Annotated in this window: 13 protein-coding genes; 6 read left to right on the top strand and 7 right to left on the bottom strand. The window is 68.3% G+C overall.

The window, feature by feature from the left end:
• Nucleotides 1-110: 110 nt before the first annotated feature.
• The 5 genes from LWW96_RS08025 to LWW96_RS08005 form a co-directional block, all read right to left on the bottom strand.
• Nucleotides 111-1,055, bottom strand: coding sequence for an ABC transporter ATP-binding protein (locus LWW96_RS08025; RefSeq protein WP_291485749.1), 945 nt, complete (start codon nt 1,053-1,055; stop codon nt 111-113).
• A complete protein-coding gene (locus tag LWW96_RS08020; RefSeq protein WP_291485747.1) occupies nt 1,030-2,325 on the bottom strand; it encodes a nitrous oxide reductase family maturation protein NosD in 1,296 nt (431 codons plus the stop codon). Before LWW96_RS08020 ends, LWW96_RS08025 begins: the two co-directional genes overlap by 26 nt.
• Complete coding sequence (locus LWW96_RS08015) at nt 2,325-4,946, bottom strand: NosR/NirI family protein (RefSeq protein WP_291485745.1); 2,622 nt, start codon at nt 4,944-4,946, stop codon at nt 2,325-2,327. Before LWW96_RS08015 ends, LWW96_RS08020 begins: the two co-directional genes overlap by 1 nt.
• A gap of 312 nt (nt 4,947-5,258) precedes the next feature.
• Nucleotides 5,259-7,187, bottom strand: a complete 1,929-nt coding sequence (gene nosZ, locus LWW96_RS08010; RefSeq protein WP_291485743.1) for a TAT-dependent nitrous-oxide reductase — start codon at nt 7,185-7,187, stop codon at nt 5,259-5,261.
• Between the two features lie 11 nt (nt 7,188-7,198).
• Nucleotides 7,199-7,573 (bottom strand): hypothetical protein, encoded by a 375-nt coding sequence (locus tag LWW96_RS08005; RefSeq protein ID WP_291485741.1) that lies wholly within the window; start codon nt 7,571-7,573, stop codon nt 7,199-7,201.
• Nucleotides 7,574-7,793: 220 nt separating this feature from the next.
• Between LWW96_RS08005 and LWW96_RS08000 the strand changes: the two genes are divergently transcribed.
• Both LWW96_RS08000 and LWW96_RS07995 read left to right on the top strand, forming a co-directional pair.
• Nucleotides 7,794-8,201 (top strand): c-type cytochrome, encoded by a 408-nt coding sequence (locus LWW96_RS08000; protein ID WP_291485739.1) that lies wholly within the window; start codon nt 7,794-7,796, stop codon nt 8,199-8,201.
• A 12-nt stretch (nt 8,202-8,213) separates the two neighbouring features.
• The gene (locus LWW96_RS07995) at nt 8,214-9,275 is read left to right on the top strand and encodes an FAD:protein FMN transferase (RefSeq protein ID WP_291485737.1); all 1,062 of its coding nucleotides are present in this window, start codon (nt 8,214-8,216) and stop codon (nt 9,273-9,275) included.
• 26 nt (nt 9,276-9,301) lie between these two features.
• Here LWW96_RS07995 and LWW96_RS07990 read toward each other — a convergent pair whose 3' ends face one another.
• On the bottom strand, nt 9,302-10,144 hold the full coding sequence (locus LWW96_RS07990; protein WP_291485735.1) for a symmetrical bis(5'-nucleosyl)-tetraphosphatase: 843 nt from the start codon (nt 10,142-10,144) through the stop codon (nt 9,302-9,304).
• Between the two features lie 445 nt (nt 10,145-10,589).
• Between LWW96_RS07990 and LWW96_RS07985 the strand changes: the two genes are divergently transcribed.
• Nucleotides 10,590-10,892: an H-NS histone family protein gene (locus LWW96_RS07985; protein ID WP_291485733.1), complete on the top strand. Its 303-nt coding sequence runs from the start codon at nt 10,590-10,592 to the stop codon at nt 10,890-10,892.
• A gap of 137 nt (nt 10,893-11,029) precedes the next feature.
• Here the strand turns inward: LWW96_RS07985 and LWW96_RS07980 are convergent, their stop codons facing one another.
• On the bottom strand, nt 11,030-11,959 hold the full coding sequence (locus tag LWW96_RS07980) for a helix-turn-helix transcriptional regulator (protein WP_291485776.1): 930 nt from the start codon (nt 11,957-11,959) through the stop codon (nt 11,030-11,032).
• A 203-nt stretch (nt 11,960-12,162) separates the two neighbouring features.
• On the opposite strand from LWW96_RS07980, the gene LWW96_RS07975 reads away from it, so the two are divergent.
• The 3 genes from LWW96_RS07975 to LWW96_RS07965 form a co-directional block, all read left to right on the top strand.
• The gene (locus LWW96_RS07975) at nt 12,163-12,579 is read left to right on the top strand and encodes a hypothetical protein (RefSeq protein ID WP_291485731.1); all 417 of its coding nucleotides are present in this window, start codon (nt 12,163-12,165) and stop codon (nt 12,577-12,579) included.
• A 190-nt stretch (nt 12,580-12,769) separates the two neighbouring features.
• Nucleotides 12,770-15,748, top strand: coding sequence for an aconitate hydratase (locus LWW96_RS07970; RefSeq protein WP_291485729.1), 2,979 nt, complete (start codon nt 12,770-12,772; stop codon nt 15,746-15,748).
• A 143-nt stretch (nt 15,749-15,891) separates the two neighbouring features.
• The coding region (locus tag LWW96_RS07965) for a PAS domain-containing protein (RefSeq protein ID WP_291485727.1) at nt 15,892-17,964 on the top strand (2,073 nt) is incomplete at its 3' end.

Genomic DNA, 17,964 nt, shown 5'->3' with positions numbered 1-17,964 from the left:
GGGCCGGGGAGAGGGGGTGAAACGGGCGCAGCGTGGGCACAAGCCCCCTCTCCCCAACCCCTCTCCCGCAAGGGGAGAGGGGCTTGAGCGCCGAATATGCGAGGCGGTGTTCATTGTTCGCGCAGCCCGAAGTACACGTCTTCCAGCGAGGGCTCGTGGATGTTCACATCCAGCAGCCGCGCGCCCAGCGGTGCCAGCGCGCCCAGCACCGCCATCTTGGCGCTGCGGGCGCAGTCCACATGCAGGCCGTCGGGAGTCGCGGTGGTCGTGACCTCCGGCAGCCCGGCCAGCGCCAGCGCACCTGCAGCCTGATCGGCGGCGGCCAGCGTGAGGTCGATGGTCAGCGGCATGTGCGCCTGGTCGCGCAGCGCCTGCACGCTGCCCAGCGCCAGCAGCTTGCCGGCGCCGAGGATGGCCAGGCGGTCCACGCGCTCCTGCAGCTCGGCCAGGATGTGCGAGGTGATGACGATGGTCACGCCGCGCGACTGCAAGCCGCGCAGCGTGGCGTAGAAGTCGCGGATGGCCTGCGGGTCCAGGCCGTTGGTGGGCTCGTCCAGCAACAGCACCTGCGGGGCTCCCAGCAGCGCCTGCGCAAAGCCCAGGCGCTGGCGCATGCCCTTGGAGTACTCGCGCACGGCGCGGCGGCCCGCGTGGGCCAGGCCCACTTGCTCCAGCAGCGCGGCGCACTGGGCCTGCGGCGCGCCCTTCAGGCGCGCGAAGAACTGCAGCGTCTCCAGGCCGTTCAGGTTGTCGTACAGCACCACGTTCTCGGGCAGGTAGCCCAGGTGGCGCCGTGCGGTGCGGAAGTCGCGCCCCTGCACGCGGGTGCCCCCCACGCGGATGTCGCCGGCCGTGGCGGGCGTGAGGCCCAGGATCATCTTGAACAACGTGCTCTTGCCCGCGCCGTTGTGGCCGATGAGGCCGAGGATTTCTCCGCGCTCGATGCGCAGGTCGATGCCGTCCACGGCGTGCAGCGCGCCGTAGCGCTTGTGCACGCCCCGCACCTCAATGGCGGCGGGCGCGGGCGGGTCAATGGGAGGAGGATTGCGGGTCACGCCAATGGCTCCGTTCAGGGTGAAAAGGTTGCATGTGGGGCTTGGGGTCCACCACGGTGGGCACGCGCAGCACCGGGAACTGCTGGCCCACAAGGCGCAGCGCCTGCACGGCGGGGCTGGCCAGCAGCAGCTTGATGGCGGGGTGGCGCCAGGTTAGGCGGTCCACCATGTCGTTGGCTTCGTAGGGCACGTCGCCCACGCCGTTGCCGTCGCGGTCCCAGCCCAGGTAGTTGCTCCAGTAGTTGCCGCCCTGGGTGCCCCAGCGTTCGTCGCGGGCGCCCACGTAGCGCACCTGCTCGCGGTTGCCCACGAAGTCGTTGCCCTCCACCACGTTGCGGGTGGAGCCGGCCGACAGGTGCACGCCCACGGTGTTGCGCGTGACGAGGTTGCCGCGCAGCGTGGCGTATTCCACGTCGTAGATGAAGAAGCCGCGCTGGTTCTCGGCCACCACGTTGTTCTCCACCACCGAGTCCTGCAGCGTGCGCAGCATGATGCCGTGGTCGGCGTTGCCCCAGGCGCGGTTGTTGCGCACCACCTGGTCGCGCACTTCCATCAGGGCCAGGCCGCCGCGGTTCAGGTAGGTGTCGTTGTCCTCCCACAGGTTGTAGTAGGAGTTCATGTAGTGCGTGCCGTAGCGGCTGTGGTGCAGCTTGTTGCCGCGGAAGACCGCGTGGTGCGACACGTCCACATACAGCGCATCGCGCACGAAGCTGATCTGGTTGCCCTCGATGCGGGCGCCCGTGGTGTTGTACAGCTGCACGCCGTTGCCGCGCTGGGACGAGCCCACATCGCGCAGGCCGGTGATGGTGTTGTGCTCTACCCGCACGTCGTTGGCCTTCTCGATCCACAGGCCGAACAGGTTGTAGGTGAGGTCGTTGTAGCGCACCACCGCGCGGTGGGCGCCGGGCTGGATATAGATGCCCGCGTTCTGGTCCTTGAGGCGGGTGCCCGAGTCGCGCACGATCAGGCCTTCGATCACCACGTCGGGCGCGGTGACGCGGATGGTGTCGCCCTTCTGCCCGCCGCTCACGGTGGGGCGGTCCACGCCGCGCAGGGTGAGCGGCTTGTCGATGCGCAGCGTGTTCACGCGGTAGAAGCCGCGCTGCACCTCCACCGTGTCGCCGGCCGCGGCGGCGGTGACGGCGGCCTGCAGGCCCTGCCCCGGGCGCACCTGCACGGTAGCCGCCGCCGCAGGCAGCGCGGCCCACAGTGACAGTGCCGCAGCCAGGGCCGTGGCAGCTGCGTGGAGGAGCGCATGGGGAGGCTTCATCACGCCAGCCCCGCCACGGCCTTGAGGGCCAGGAACAGCGCCGCGCCGATGAGCAGGTTCTTGAAGCCCACGTAGCTCAGCATGTCCATCACGCCGGCCACGCGGTACTGGCCCTGCCACCACGGGCCATCCTTCACGTAGCGCTTGCCCGACAGGCGGATCAGCACCTCGTACACGCTCCAGCCAAACCACCAGCCGATGATGGCGCCCGACGACAGCGTGCCCAGCGCCGCCATCACCCAGGCCACGCTGGCCGCGAGGGCCAGCGAGAAGCCCGCGATCTGCAGGCCGCGGCGCGAGGCCCAGCCTTCGCGGCTCCAGGGCCACAGGTGGTCCGCCAACTCCCGTGCAAGCCAGCGCAGGCCGCGCGCACCGGCCTTGTGCTGCGGCAGCACGGGCGCGGTGGGCCAGCGCGGGTCGGGTCCCTTGGCGGCCTTGGCCGAAATCTGGTCCTGCACCGTGGCCGGGTGGATGGGAATGAAGTAGCCGTTCTTGCCGATGGGCGTGATCTCGAGGCCATCCTTTTCGCGGCGCTTGCGTTCCTTGGCCAGGGGCGGGCAGCCCTTGGTGTCGGTGTAGAGCACCATGCAGTCCAGGCAGTGCAGGCATTCGCGGTGGTCGATGCGGCCGTCGGCGTCAATCGCCTGGGCGCCGCATCCAGTGGCGCAGGCCTTGCAGCTGTTGCAGTCCTGCTTGCGCTTCAGGCCAAACCAGCGGAACGTGCTGGGCATGGCCAGCGACGCGCCCAGCGGGCAGATGTATTTGCAGTACGGCCGCTCGATGAAGATCGACACGCCCAGGATGGCCGCCACGAACAGGCCGTAGGGCCAGGCCCGGTTCAGCACGCCCACCAGGAAGGTGGTCTTGAACGGCTCCACCTCGGCCAGCTTCTCGGCCGTGCTCATGGAGAACATCGACACCGCCAGCAGCCCGAAGAACACGCCGTACTTGACCCACTTGAGCCGGTCGTGCCACTTTGGCGGCAGCTGCGTCTGGAACCGCTGGAGGCCCACCGCGCGCACGATCTTGTAGATGCCCTCCTGCAGCGACCCGAACGGGCACATCCAGCCGCAGAACAGCCCGCGCCCGAACAGGAACACCGTGACGATGATGAAGATCCAGAACAGGAAGATGAACGGGTCGGACAGGAACAGCGACCAGGTCCACTGGAACAGCAGCGCATGGAACCAGGTGAGTACTTGCGTGATGGAGGGCTGCGCCATCTGGCTGAAGCCGATCCAGCCGATGCTGATCGCCCAGAAGCTGTACTTGAAGGCGTTGACGGGCCACTTGTTCTTGTGGGTGGAGCGGCGCGTGAGCGTTTCGCGCAGCGCGTACACCACCGTCACGGCCACCAGCAGCGCGGCGAACAGTGCAATCTCCACGGCGCGGGTCTTCCACACGCGCACCCAGGGTGCGTCCGGCTCGTCGATGGTGGGGCGCCCGCCTTGCAGCAGAGCCGCGGGCAGCCAGTAGGGCGCGTCAAAGCTGGTGAAGCTGCGCGTGCCGGTAGCGCGGTCCACGCGGTTGCCCAGAAAGCTCAGCTTCCACGGATACGCGGCGGAGAAGGCACTCGAGCGGATGATGAAGATGACCGACTCGTTGTAGCTGGGCGCGCCCGCGGCTTCGATGCCGTAGAGGTTGAGCGCGTCCAGGTCGCGGAAAGTGAACGCGTCGGCGCCCTGGTGCACCTGCACGCGGTCGTAGATGCCGCCGCGCACAAAGCCCGAGCCCTTGAACGATTCCTTGCCGCCGGTGCGGATGATGAAGAAGGCGTGCTCGCCCTCCTTGAGCTGCTGGCGCAGGTTGTGCCAGCCGTTCTCGCCCAGCACGCTTTGACCCAGGTCGGGGTGGTTCAGGTCGCCAAACCACAACTCGATGAAGGGCTCAGGGCCCTTGTCCAGGCCTACTTGCTCGGGCTGCACGCGCAGGCGCTGCACAGTGCCTTGCTGCACGAGTTGAGCCCAGGTGAGGCGCGTGCCGGTTTCGGCATAGCGGGCGGGCTCGCGCACCGTGGGCGCCAGGATGCCCACCTGCCGCGCCACGGCCGAGCCCGAGGCCATCATGACCTGGTTCTGTGCGATGACGGTGACCGTGGCGCCCGAGATGGCATCCAGGCCGATCACGTTCTCGTCGGGCCGCGACTGGCCGACCTCGATCTTGTCGGCCACCGACTTGCCCAGGTACTGGCCGTTGAACTTCAGCAGCGCCGATTCCGGAATGCCCAGCAGCAGGATGGGCTCGGAGTGCTTGAGCACCTTCACGCCCACGAAGCGGCCTTCCTTGTCCATGCCGATGAGCGTGACCACCGGCTTGCCCGAGTAGGCGGGCGTGTCGGTGATGTCGGTGGACAGCATCACGTAGCCCAGCAGCTTCTTCTGGGCGCCGTCGTTGTCGTAGGCCTCCACATAGGGCGGCTGGCCCTTGCGCTCCGAAAAATGCGTGGCCCCGGGGAACACGTCCTTGCAGGGCACCAGCGCGCACAGGTCGCGGGCCGTGGCCAGATCGGCAGGCAGCTCCGCCTCGTAGGCCCCCGCCGCAGCATGCGCGCGCGGCGCCAGCCAAAGAGCTGCCAACAAGACCAGAAGAAGCGTGGCGAACTGCCGACGAAGGGATGTCATGGGACTATCTTTTTGATAGCTGCTTGCGCTTGTTCATCAAGCGCTAGCTGCCAATTTCATTCAAATATCAATCTGCTCGGCTTTGCGAAGGGGCGTCACTGAGCGTTGTGCAGGGCTTCGACAGGCTTAGCCTGAACGGGAGGGAAAAAACTCCACCGCCACAAGGAGCGCGGCCTGCGCAACTGGCGCGGCCCCAGCGAGGGCAGCCGAGCAAGGGCCGCCCCGCAGCGAGGGCTGCGTCCCCCTTCCCGGAGCGCGAAGCGCGCAGAGAGAAGGGGGAAGGCGCGGCAGCGCCTCAGGGGGATCGCCTCATCAACCCTCCACAATCATTCGCGTGCGCATCTCCAGATGCAGCGCATGGCAGAAGTGCGTGCAGTAGCACCAGAACACGCCGGGCTTGTCGGCCACAAAGCTCACCGACTTGGTCTCCAGCGGGTTCACGATGAAGTTCACGTTGTAGTTCGGGATCGCGAAGCCGTGCGTCAGGTCCTCCACCTTGTCCAGGTTGGTCAGGATCAGCGTCACCTCGTCGCCCTTCTTGAGCTTGAACTCGCGCAGGCTGAAGGCGGGGGCTTGCGAGGTCAGCTTTACCGTCACCTTCTTGCCATTGCGGAACACGCCGGACTCCTTGGGGTCCTTGACGGCCAGCGGGAACTCGTCCAGCGTGTACACCTGCTTGGGGCGCACCAGGTCGCGCTTGAAGATGATGAAGTCGTGCGGCTCGCCGCGCACCGGGTGGTCGGCCAGCAGCACCATCTTCTCGCCCGAGATGTCGATGAGCTGTTCGTTCTCGGGGTGCAGCGGGCCGGCGGGCAGGAAGCGGTCCTTGGAGAATTTGCAGCCCACCGCCAGAATCTTGCCGTCCGCCGCCTTGGTCTCCGATTGCGATGCGTTCAAGTGGCCCGGCTGGTACTGCACGTCCAGGCGGTCCACCACGTACTTGGCGGTCTTGTCGCCGGCGTGGAACTTGATGGCGGCCTCCACGTTCCACTTCACCACCTGGCTGTCCAGGAAGAGGGTGGTGTACGCATTGCCGCGGCCGTCAAACGCGGTGTGCAGCGGGCCCAGGCCCAGTTCCACCTCGGCCACGATGGCGTCGTCCAGCTTCTCCAGCTTGCCGTCAAACCAGTCCAGCACCTTGGCCAGTTCGATCACCGTGCCGGTGGGCGAGAGCTTGCCGGCGCAGATGAAGTACTTGCCGTCGGGGCTCGCGTTCACGCCGTGCGGGTTCTTGGGCACGCTCACGTAGGCGGTGAGGGCGGTCTTGGGGTCCTTGTTGGCTTCGTGCGTGCCGTCCACCACGGGCACCTTGCTGCTGCCGATGGTCTTGAACTTGCCGGCCTTCACCGCAGCTTCGATGCGGGCCACGTTGAAGAACAGGCAGGCGTCGCGCTCGGCGGACATCATGTCCTCGTACTTCGCGCCCATCTCGGTGTTGTACTGGTTGGTGGCGGCCAGCTTGCCGTCGTACGACGTGGCGACCAGGTCGCAGTTGCCGTCGATCAGCACCTGCCAGCGCACTTCCATCGTCTCCGCGTCCACGCAGCTGAACATCGAGCGGTACTTGGTGAAGTCTTCCGTGCCAGTGTTGGGCAGGGGAATGGCGAACTCACCGCCGCAGAACACGCGCGTGGTGTAGTTGATGGCCGGGTCCACCGGGTCGGCCTTGTCGGGGAAGATGCCGTGGAAGCCCTGCACGTTGGGCAGCTTGGTGATCTTGTCGCACACGAAGTAGTCGAGGCGGATGCGGGCCACGCGGCTGTTGATCTTGTCGTTGATCCAGGCGTAGCGGCCGTCGTAGTTGCCGTCCTTGTACGAGGCGTGCGTGTGGTGGGTGTCGGCCACCGTGTATTCGAGGTGACCGTCGGGCTTGGTGCCCATCACGGCCTTGGATTCGTTGGTGATGCCCCAGCCCACCAGCGCGTCGGGCACGAAGCAGGGGATGCGCGTGATCTCGCGGCCCGAAGGCAGGCCCAGCACGCGCATGTCGCCCGTGTGGCCGCCGCTCCAGAGGCCGTAGTACGTGTCCAGCTCGCCGGGCTTGAGGTGCGGGTTGACGCCGCCAGCAGCGTGTGCGGACGCGGGGGCTGCCGGTGCAGGGGCTGCCGGGGCCGCAGCGGGGGCGGTCTTTTCCGTGCAGGCCGCAACGCCTGCGGTCAGACCCACCAGGGCAGCTGTGTTGATGAAGCTGCGCCGGCCCAGTCCGGTGGGGGCAAGTTGTGGGTCTCTCTTGTCGCTCATGGTGTACCTCTTTAGGTTGGCTCAGTGAAAAAAACAGGGGGCGGTGCACGCGCCGGTGGGCGGTGCCGCATACAGGAGAGCGCGCATTGCGCGGGGCCGGAGACAAGCGCCGGCGGGGCGGTCGGTGGCGCCGCAGCGCCGGGCGCGCCGCAGGGCGGCGGCATGTCGGCCGGCAGGCACAAAGGGCAGTCCATGCCCGGCGTGTCGGCGGCGCGCAGGCCCTCCGCGGTATGCACCAGCAGCACGGCGTGGCCCGATCCCGAGCACGCCAGTTGCATCGGCCGATGCTTCAACAAGGGCGATGCGACCGCTGCACAGGTGGCCGCCAGCAACCACGCCAGCATCCACAGGCGCAGGTTCTTCGGGGCTTGCCAACGGGTTCGCATGGGTCGGATAATAGATTCACGCAATATGAATCTATTTGATGTGGATCATGCTTAGACGGTGCGCACCCCTGCCCAAAAAGGCGCCCAGCTCCTACAGTCGATCCATCCCATCAACAGGTCTTTTTGCCGTGTTGGTGCCGGCGGGCAAGGTTCCTGGAGGCTCTCGCTTCACCCGGTCTTGCTGGCGCCGCTTCCCCTCTCTTCGACAAGGACCCATGCAATGAACAAGACATCCATGACCCTCGCCGCCGTGGTGCTCGCGGCCCTGCTGGCCGGCTGCGGCGACAAGCGGCCCGAGCCTGCCCCCGCCGCTGCGCCGGCCCCGGCACCCGCCGCGGCGCCTGCACCTGCTGCGCCAGCGCCCGCGGCGGAAAACGAACTGGGCAAGACCGTGTTTGGAAAAACCTGCGCGATGTGCCATGCCGCAGGGGTGGCTGGCGCGCCCAAGCCGGGCGACAAGGCCGACTGGGGCCCGCGCATTGCGCAGGGCAAGGACACGCTGTACAAGCACGCGCTCGAAGGCTTCACCGGTGCTAAGGGCATGATGCCGGCCCGCGGCGGCGGCGCCAGCCTGTCGGATGCCGAGGTCAAGGCCGCGGTCGACTACATGGTCGACAAGTCGATCTGAGCCGGAGGCCCCATGGCACAGGTCTTGTCGCGCGGCTTCAGTTTCCGGCGCCGGCGCCTGGCAATGGCGTTGCCTTTGCTGGGGGCCGGCGTGTGGAGCGCCGGCACATGGGCCGCCGCGCCGGCGGCGGAGGTGAAAGAGCCGTACTGGCGCGCGTCCCGCGCACTGATGGGCACGCAGGTGGATGTGGCGGTGGCCGGTGCCGACGCGGCCACGCTGCGGCGAGCCACCGAGCTGGCATTCGCGCAGATGCAGCGGCTGGAGCAGCTCATGAGCCGCTACCGGCCGGACAGCGTGGTCGCCCGCATCCACCGCGCAGCGGGCATCGCACCCGTGCGCGTTCCCCCGGAGGTGATGGCCGTGCTGCGCAGCGCGCAGCAGCTGGCGGCCGCCACGGGCGGGGCGTTCGATGCCACGGTGGGCGTGTTCAAGGGCTGGAGCTTTGCGCCCGGCGCCACGGCCATGCCCACCGACCGGGAGCTGGCGCGCCAGCGCCCGCTGGTGGGCGCGCGCGGCCTGGTGCTGGACCCAAGGGCCGGCACGGCCTTTCTGGCCCGTCGGGGCATGGCGCTGGACCTGGGTGGCGTGGCCAAGCTGCCGATCCTGGAGGCCGGCATGCAGGTGCTGCGCGCCAACGGCGTGGACCACGCCTTGGTCAACGGCGGCGGCGACGTGCTGACGCTGGGGCAGTGGCAGGGCCGCCCCTGGCGTGTAGGGCTGCGGGACCCGCGCGCGCCCGAACGCCTGCTGGGCCGTGTGGAGGTCGAGGGGCCGGCCGTCGTGGCGTCGTCAGGGGACTATGAGCGCTGCTTCTTCCAGGACGGCGAGCGCATGCACCACGTGCTCAACCCCCGCACCGGGCGGCCTACCACCGGCGTGCACGGCGTGAGCCTGGTGGCGCGCGACGTCGCGGCCGTCAACGGGCTGGGGACCGCGCTGATGGTCCAGGGGCTCGCCGCGGGGCAGGCCCTGGCAGAGCGCCGGCCTGATCTGCCCCTGCTCATGGCGGGGGCGGACGGCACGCTGTGGCAGTCGGGCGCCATGGCCGCCCTGCTGCGGCCCATGGCGGGCTGACCGCGCCTTAGATCGTCAACACGTTCTTAGCCCGGCTGCTGGGCTTGCTCGCAGTGCACCTCGATGTGCTCGCGCTCGGCCAGGGTGGCGCCAAAGCGCACGGCGCTCAGGCAGCCGCCCCACACGCAGCCCGTGTCCAGGCCCAGCAGGTGGGGGCGGTTGAGCCAGCCCAGGGTGGACCAGTGCCCGAACGCCACCAGGGTTTGCGCCGTGCGCCGGCCGGGCAGGTCGAACCAGGGCAGCAGGCCCGCCGGCGCCGCACTGGCGCTTTCGGTGCTTTCAAAATCCATCACCCCTTCAGGGGAGCAAAAGCGCAGCCGGGTGAGGGCGTTCACGATCACGCGTAGGCGGTCGGTGCCCTGGAGTGCATCGCTCCACCGCGCTGGCGTGTTGCCGTACATGCTGCGCAGGAATGCGGGCAGATCGCGGCCGCGCAGCACGCCGTGCACCTCGTCCGCCAGAGCGAGGGTGTCTGCGGCGGACCAGGCCGGCAGCACGCCGGCATGCACCATCAGCAGCGTCTGCCCGGCATGTTCGTGCGCGCGGGCCAGCGGCTGCTGGCGGATCCAGTCGAGCAGCACGTTGCGGTCCGGCGCGTCGAGCACGGACTGCAGCGTGTCGCGCCGCGATGGTGCCCGGGCGCCGTGTGCCGCGGCGAGCAGGTGCAGGTCGTGGTTGCCCAGCAGGCTGCGCAGCGCGCCGTCGTGCCGCATGCACCGGCGCAGCACCGCGGCGGAATCCGGCCCGCGGTTGACCAGGTCGCCCAGCAGGTACACGGTGTCGCGGCTGGGGGAAAAATCCAGGGTGTCCAGCAGGCGGCCCAGGGCGCTGTCGCAGCCCTGGATGTCGCCAATGCAATAAAGAGCCATGGTGGTGGGGAGGGAGGCAAAGCGGCGATTCTGCACCGTGGGCGGCGGCGCAACGCAGGCGCTGGCCGAAGGTTTTGCAACACCTCGGGTGGTCTGCTGCGTTGCAAATCCTCGCAATAGCACCCGCTATTGCTGCGTTTTGCGCCTGCAGCCCCTCCCGATCCGCAGCGCCCCGTGGCCGAACGATTCGTGCAGAGCATCTGTGGGGAACCAATATGGTTCTTTCGGATCAGGAATGGCGGGGCCGTGCGATTTCACGGCCCTGCTGCATGGCATTAACCGACCTGCTGCTTTGTTCCGGCCCAGCCCAGTGCAAAAAAGTGTGGAAAATAGGCTGCGCAGGCCCATTTCCCTGGAAATTTCAAAGAAATCCTAAAAGGCTTGTGCACGATTGGTATTGCATTCCTATAATGCGGCTTTCCTCACCCTTATTCCCTTCCAGACCATGACCAGCTACAAAGAACTGTTGAAGCAGCGCGAAGCCCTTGAGCAACAAATCAACGAAGCCCGCCGCCGGGAATTGTCGGACGCTGTGAATCAGGTGCGTTCTCTGGTGGCGGAATACGGCCTGACGGCCCAGGATGTGTTTCCTGCAGGCAAGGGTGCCGGCAAGACGGGCCGCAGTTCCACCGCGGGCACCAAGGTGGCGCCCAAGTACCGCAACCCGGCCACGGGTGAAACCTGGACGGGCCGCGGCAAGGCGCCCAAGTGGATTCAGAACGAAGCCCGCGAGAAGTTCGCAATTTAATTCCGCTGTTACCCTCTGGTGACCCCTAAAAGCCCGCAGAAGCGGGCTTTTTTGTGCCTGTTGAAAACCGCCAGGCGGGAAGGCCCTGCCGGACGTGCGGGTTGCTTTATCCGCGCCGGCTGGGCTGGCGGGGGTAATCAACGGTGTTCCGGGGGCAGCCCGCCGCCGGCGGAGGCGGGCGCGGCGGGGTCGTGCGCGGCAGGGCGGCCTTCATTTTCCTGCGCGAGGGTGCGCAATACCTGCGCCGTGAATGCATCGGCGGGAAAGAACGATTCCACCGCCAGTTCCTGCAAGGTCACGTCCACCGGGGTTCCAAATATCGTGGTGGTGCTGATGAGGGACAGCATGCCGTGCGCGCTTTCAAAGCAGAACGGCATTACCACCCCCAGCATTTCTCCAGGCAAAACCAGCGGCTCGTCCGGCCCGGGTGGCGCTGGATATTGCTGCAGCTCTTCGTGCAGGGCCACCAGCACGGGGTCGGCAGTGGCCTGGATCTGCTGGCGCAGCCGGGCAAACAGGTGTTCGCGCCACTGCGCAAGGTTGGCGATGCGGGGTGCCAGGCCTGCGGGGTGCAGGCTCAGGCGCAGCACGTTCAAGGGCGGCGCCAGCAGTTCGGGCGCGACATGGGCCGTGAGCAGCGCCTGGGCGGCGCGGTTGGCGGCCACCACGTTCCAGCAGCGGTCCAGCGCGACGGCGGGGCAGGGCTCGTGGCCTTGCAGCACCAGCTCCACGGCCTGGCGCGCGGCGGAAAGGGCGGGGTCGTCCAGGGTGCGCTCGCGGTACATGGGCGCGTAGCCCGCGGCCACCAGCAGCGCGTTGCGTTCGCGCAGGGGGATGGCCAGGCGCTCGCACAGGCGCAGCACCATGTCGCGGCTGGGGTTGGTGCGACCGGTTTCCATGAAGCTCACATGGCGGGTCGAGATCTCGGCCTCGTCGGCCAGCTCCAGCTGGCTCAGGTGGCGCTGCTGGCGCCAGGTGCGCAGGTGATCCCCGAATGAGCGGGGGGGGCCGGCCGCAGCCGTGCGGTGCGGCAGGCTGCGCCGGGCCGCATGGCTGGGCAAGGACATGGCCGCGGACGGGGCTGCGGGGGTGGAGGAGGTGGTGCTCATGGCGCTCCATCCTAGGACCAAACGGCATGCAGGCCATTACCTGCCAGGTCATCGACGGCAGGCGGGCCGGGCGCAACCATGCAGTCCTGTTCCGGTGCGCCGGACGGGCGTCCCGGTCCGGGACCGTTGTTTCTTCCAACCGTTTTCTCAAGGAGCCTGCCATGCTGTCCCTGTCCACCCTCTCTTCCCAACGCGTGCTGCGTGCCGTGTGCTGGCTGGATGCGCTGACCGGCCTGCTGCTGGGGGCGCTGCACCTGGCGCTCGCATCCCCGTTGTCCGACTGGCTGGGCCTGCCCGCAGGCCTGCTGCAGGCCGCAGGCCTGGCGCTGCTGGGCTATGCGGCGCTGGCCATCTCGGTGGCGCGTGCGCCCCACATGCCCAAGGGCCTGCTGTGGGCGCTGGTGCTGGGCAACTGGGCCTGGGTTGCCGGCTGCCTGGTGCTGCTGCTGGGCACGGGCGCCCAGCCCACGGCCTGGGGCCAGGCCTATCTGTGGGTGCACGTGGTGGCCGTGGCCGCGCTGGCCGAACTGCAGTGGATGGGCGTGCGCCGCCTGCCCGGCCTGGCCGTCGCTGCCTAGTTGGCGCGGCCCGTTTGCTATAAAAACAATAGCTTTCAGCGCTTTATTCATAAGCGCTGGAAGCCATTTTTGCTTGCAATCGGTGGTGCGCCCCAGGGGGCACCGGTGGCGGCGGCTCCATACCCCCATGGCTTGCCGGGGCCGTGGGGACTGACAGAATGGGCCTTGTTGCGTTTCAAAGGAGTTCGCCATGGCCGTACCGTCCTCGCCGCTAGCCACCCCGTCCCCAACGACCGCCGCCTCCCGCACGCCAGCGCGCAGGCCCGCCGCCCACGCGTTTGCCAGCACCCTCCAGACCTTCACCACCGCATCGGGCAAGGCCGGGCAGTTCTACTCGCTGCCCGCGCTGGCCCGGCAATTCCCCGAAATCAAGCGCCTGCCGGTGTCGATCCGCATCGTGCTCGAATCGGTGCTGCGCAACTGTGACGGCCGCAAGGTGACGCCCGAGCATGTGGAGCAGCTGGCCCGCTGGGCCCCCCAGGCCGAGCGCAAGGATGAGATTCCGTTCGTGGTGTCGCGCGTGGTGCTGCAGGATTTCACCGGCGTGCCGCTGCTGGCCGACCTGGCCGCCATGCGCAGCACCGCCGCGCGGCTGGGGAAGAACCCCAAGAAGATCGAGCCGCTGGTGCCGGTGGACCTGGTGGTGGACCACTCAATCATGATCGACCACTACGGCAAGAAGAACTCGCTGGACCTGAACATGAAGCTGGAATTCCAGCGCAACCGCGAGCGCTACGAGTTCATGAAGTGGGGCATGCAGGCGTTCGACACGTTTGGCGTGGTGCCGCCCGGCTTCGGCATCGTGCACCAGGTGAACCTGGAATACCTGGCGCGCGGCGTGCACAAGACCCGGGACAACGTCTACTACCCCGACACCCTGGTGGGCACCGACAGCCACACCACCATGATCAACGGCATTGGCGTGGTGGGCTGGGGCGTGGGCGGCATCGAGGCCGAGGCCGCCATGCTGGGCCAGCCGGTGTACTTCCTCACGCCCGACGTGGTGGGCTTCGAGCTCAAGGGCCAGTTGCGGGAAGGCGTCACCGCCACCGACCTGGTGCTCACGGTGACCGAGATCCTGCGCCAGCACAAGGTGGTGGGCAAGTTCGTGGAATTCTTCGGCGAGGGCACGCGCACGCTGGCGCTGCCCGACCGCGCCACCATCGGCAACATGGCGCCGGAGTACGGCGCCACCATGGGGTTCTTCCCGGTCGATGAGAAGACCATCGACTATTTCAAGGGCACGGGCCGCACCAAGGCCGAGATCGAGGCCTTTGAAGCCTACTTCAAGGCCCAGGGCCTGTTCGGCGTGCCGTTGGCGGGCGAGGTGGACTACTCGCAGGTCGTCACGCTGGACCTGGGGCAGGTCACCCCCAGCCTGGCGGGCCCCAAGCGTCCGCAGGACCGCATCGAGCTGGGCAAGGTGCGCGACCAATTCACCGGGCTGTTCAGCCGCCCTGTGGCCCAGAACGGCTTCAACCGCCCGGCCGAGCTGTTGCACACGCGGCACCATGTGCGCAGCGCGGAGGCGCCCCAGCCCCGCCCCGTGGCGGAAAAGCCCGCGCCCGCGGGCGGACCGCGCTTCCTGGTGGAGATGGAGCAGAACAAGCCCACGCTGGCCGCCGCCCATGCCGAGGTCACCGCCCAGCAGGCCAGCCGCGCGGGCGACGTGACCGTCGGCAATGGCGACGTGCTGATTGCCGCCATCACCAGCTGCACCAACACCAGCAACCCCAGCGTGCTGCTGGCCGCGGGCCTCTTGGCCAAGAAGGCGGTGGAGGCGGGGCTCAAGGTCCAGCCGCACATCAAGACGTCGCTGGCGCCCGGCTCGCGCATCGTGACCGAATACCTCACGCAGACCGGTCTGCTGCCCTACCTGGAAAAGCTGGGCTTTGCCCTGGCCGGCTACGGCTGCACCACCTGCATCGGCAACGCCGGCGACCTGGCGCCCGAGCTGAACGACGCCATCACGCGCAACGACCTGGTGTGCGCGGCCGTGCTGTCGGGCAACCGCAACTTCGAGGCCCGCATCCACCCCAACCTGAAAGCCAACTTCCTGGCCAGCCCGCCGCTGGTCGTGGCCTACGCCATTGCGGGCACGGTGCTCAAGGACCTGATGACCGAGCCCGTGGGCCGGGGCAAGGGCGGCCGCGATGTGTACTTGGGCGACATCTGGCCCAGCAGCGAGGAAGTGCACCAGCTCATGAAGTTCGCGATGAACGGCAAGGCCTTCCGCGACAACTACGCCAAGGTGGGGACCGAGCCTGGCAAGCTCTGGGAGAAGATCCATGGCGTGGACGGCACCACCTACACCTGGCCCGCCAGCACCTACATTGCCGAGCCGCCGTTCTTTGCGCAATTTGCTATCGAAAAAGAAGCTGCTAGCGCTGATGGGACGGGCGCTGCAGGCCAAAATGATGACCAACTGCCTTCGGTGTGCGGCGCGCGGGTGATGGCACTGTTTGGCGACTCCATCACCACCGACCACATCTCGCCGGCCGGCTCGATCAAGGAAAGCTCGCCCGCCGGCCAGTGGCTGCTGCAGCACGGCGTGATGAAGCAGGACTTCAACAGCTACGGCGCGCGCCGCGGCAACCACGACGTGATGGTGCGCGGCACCTTTGCCAACGTGCGCATCAAGAACCTGATGATTCCGCCCCTGCCCGATGGCTCGCGCGAGGAGGGCGGCGTCACGGTGTTCCAGAACAGCGGCGCCTTGCAGGGCGAGAAGATGTTCATCTTCGACGCCGCCATGCAGTACATGGCCCAGGGCACGCCCACCGTGGTCTTCGCGGGCGAGGAATACGGCACCGGCTCCAGCCGCGACTGGGCGGCCAAGGGCACGCAACTGCTGGGGATCAAGGCCGTGGTGGCGCGCAGCTTCGAGCGCATTCACCGCTCCAACCTGGTGGGCATGGGCGTGCTGCCGCTGCAGTTCAAGGCCGGCGAATCGTGGGAAACCCTGGGCCTTACCGGCACCGAGGTCATCGACATCTTCCCCGACCCGGCGCTCACGCCCCAGAGCGATGCCCGCCTCGTGGTGCGCCGCGCGGACGGCACCCAGACCGAGGTGGCCGTCACGCTGCGCATCGACACCCCCATCGAGGTGGACTACTTCCGCGCCGGCGGCATTCTGCCGTTCGTGCTGCGCCAGCTGCTGCAGGGCTGATCGGCGGCCCGGCGCTGGCCCACGACGCGGGGGCGCCGGGCACGCTGCCGCCGGAGTGTTTACCTGTAGTTACACTTGTGGCGGGCGGGCGATGCCTGTAGAAACCCCGTTGGCGCAGCCTGCGCCTGCCTGCCCCCATACCCATGCCCCGTCGCCCCGCCAACGCCCCCGCCGTGCGCCTGCCCCTGTTGGCGGATGCGCCGGCCTTTACCGTCGTGCTGGTGGTGGCGGCCCTGGCGCTGGTGGTGGGACCGCTGGCCCAGATGCTGGGCGACGGGGTGGTCGGGCAGCACGGCCTGGAGCCCTTCATGGAACTCGTGGCGGTGCTGCTGGGGCTGCTGGTGGTCTCCGTCTCCCTGCACACCCTGCGGCCCGCCGAACAGGCGCAGGCCAACGTGCTGGTGGTGGGTTTTGGCATCGCGGCCGTCTGCAACTTCCTGCACGGCACCCTTGCGCATTCCACGCCGGTGCACGAGCCGGCAAGCACCGCCTACATCTCCCTGTGGTTCAGCAGCTGGGCGCGGGTGGCCGAGGTGGCGGCGCTGGCGTTCGCCGCCCTGCGGTGGGTGCTGCCGGGTCCGCCCAAGGTCTGGCTGGCGGCGTCCGGTGGTGTGTCCGCCCTGCTGGTGGCCGCGGCCCTGGGGCCGCTGCCCGGGGCGTGGGCCCAGGGGGCCGGAGGGTCCCTGCGCCAAGTCCTGGCCGGGACCCTGGCGGCTGTGCTGGGCGCCGTGGCCGTGGTGCTCCTGCGGCGGCCGGACCGGCGCGACCGGGTGTTCGCATGGTCCGCCGTGGCGTTCATGGGCGGAGAGTTGTGCGTGGCGCTGCTGGGTGGCAGCTCGCCGTGGGGCGGCAGCATGGCCCACGGACTGCGGGTGGTCGCGTATGCGCTGCTGTACCAGGCCGTTTTCAATGCGGGGATCCGGCGGCCGTTTGCCGTCGTGCAGGAGGCCGAGAAGCGCCTGCGCGAGAGCGAAGGCCGGCTGTCGCTGCTGGGGCGCAATCTGCCCCACAGCGTGCTGTACCAAGTGGTCCGGGAGCTTGATGGCCGGACGCGCTTCGTGCACATCGGCGAATCGGTGGAGCGCCTGCATGGGGTCTCGGCGCAGGAGGTGCTGCGCGACCCCGCCGTGCTTTTTCGGCAGGTGGTGGCGGACGACTGGGAGGCCCTCAAAGCGGCCGTTGAGGCTTCGTTTCGGGCCATGGCGAGCATGGAGACCGTGTTTCGCGTGCGCCGCCCGGACGGCCAGCTGCGCTGGATGCACCTGAGCGCGTCCCCGCGCCGGCTCGAAGACGGGCGGGTGATGTGGGACGGCGTGCACACCGACATCACCGCACACCACCAGGCAGAGGAAGCCGTGCATGCCCACCAGGCGCTGCTGGCCAACCTGCTGCGCCAAGTGCCCGGCGGCGTGGCCCGCCTGGACAGTGACCTGCGCGTGCTCTACGTCAACGAGCAGCAGGCGCGCTGGCTCTACCGCACACCGGACGAGCTGCGGGGCCGGCTGCTGCAGGAGGTGCTGCCGCCCGACGTGTTTGCGCGCATGCAGCCGCACTTTGCCAAGGCGTTCGCCGGCGAGACAGCGGTGTTTGAAAACCGTGTCGACGGCCCGGACGGCGTCCAGTGCCGCCACACCACCATCGCCCCCGAGAGCCGCACGGAGCAGGGCGTGCCCGCCGTGGTGCTGTTTGCCTACGACCTCACCAACCTCAAGCGCATCGAAGAAGAGCTGGCCCACCAGAAGGCACAGCTCGCCCGCGTGGTGAACGCCATGCCCGACATGGTGTTCCTCAAGGACGCGCAAGGCGTGTACCTGTCGGTCAACCCCGTGTTCGAGCGGTTCGCCGGCCGGCCTGAGCGCGAGATCGTGGGCCGGGACGACTACGACCTGGTCGCGCCCGAGCAGGCCGAGCGCTTTCGCAAGTACGACCAGCGCGCCATGCAGGCGTGGCAGCCGCTGGTGTACGAAGAGACGCTCACCTTTGTCGAGGATGGCTACCAGGGTCTGTTCGAGACCATCAAGACCCCCATCCGCGACCTGCACGGCCGCGTGACTGGCGTGCTGGGCGTGTGCCGCGACATCACCGACCGCAAGCGAGCCGAGCAAGAGATCGAACGCCTGGCGTTCTACGACGCCCTCACCGGCCTGCCCAACCGCCGCCTGCTGCTGGACCGCCTGCAGCGCTCGCTGGCCACCTGCCAGCGCAGCAAGAACCTC

Origin of the sequence: Acidovorax sp. (assembly GCF_021287135.1) — a bacterium.
Taxonomy (GTDB): domain Bacteria; phylum Pseudomonadota; class Gammaproteobacteria; order Burkholderiales; family Burkholderiaceae_C; genus Acidovorax.
The sequence above is the reverse complement of the archived record's forward strand: the minus strand, read 5'-3'. Positions and strand labels throughout refer to the sequence as shown.

Bases quoted from the DNA above. Each gene is read 5' to 3' on its own strand.
- LWW96_RS08005 (WP_291485741.1), bottom strand. From the start codon at position 7,573: ATGCGAACCCGTTGGCAAGCCCCGAAGAACCTGCGCCTGTGGATGCTG.
- LWW96_RS08015 (WP_291485745.1), bottom strand. From the start codon at position 4,946: ATGACATCCCTTCGTCGGCAGTTCGCCACGCTTCTTCTGGTCTTGTTG.
- LWW96_RS07990 (WP_291485735.1), bottom strand. From the start codon at position 10,144: ATGGCTCTTTATTGCATTGGCGACATCCAGGGCTGCGACAGCGCCCTG.
- LWW96_RS07995 (WP_291485737.1), top strand. From the start codon at position 8,214: ATGGCACAGGTCTTGTCGCGCGGCTTCAGTTTCCGGCGCCGGCGCCTG.
- nosZ (WP_291485743.1), bottom strand. From the start codon at position 7,187: ATGAGCGACAAGAGAGACCCACAACTTGCCCCCACCGGACTGGGCCGG.
- LWW96_RS07985 (WP_291485733.1), top strand. From the start codon at position 10,590: ATGACCAGCTACAAAGAACTGTTGAAGCAGCGCGAAGCCCTTGAGCAA.
- LWW96_RS07970 (WP_291485729.1), top strand. From the start codon at position 12,770: ATGGCCGTACCGTCCTCGCCGCTAGCCACCCCGTCCCCAACGACCGCC.
- LWW96_RS07980 (WP_291485776.1), bottom strand. From the start codon at position 11,959: ATGTCCTTGCCCAGCCATGCGGCCCGGCGCAGCCTGCCGCACCGCACG.
- LWW96_RS07975 (WP_291485731.1), top strand. From the start codon at position 12,163: ATGCTGTCCCTGTCCACCCTCTCTTCCCAACGCGTGCTGCGTGCCGTG.
- LWW96_RS08000 (WP_291485739.1), top strand. From the start codon at position 7,794: ATGAACAAGACATCCATGACCCTCGCCGCCGTGGTGCTCGCGGCCCTG.
- LWW96_RS08020 (WP_291485747.1), bottom strand. From the start codon at position 2,325: ATGAAGCCTCCCCATGCGCTCCTCCACGCAGCTGCCACGGCCCTGGCT.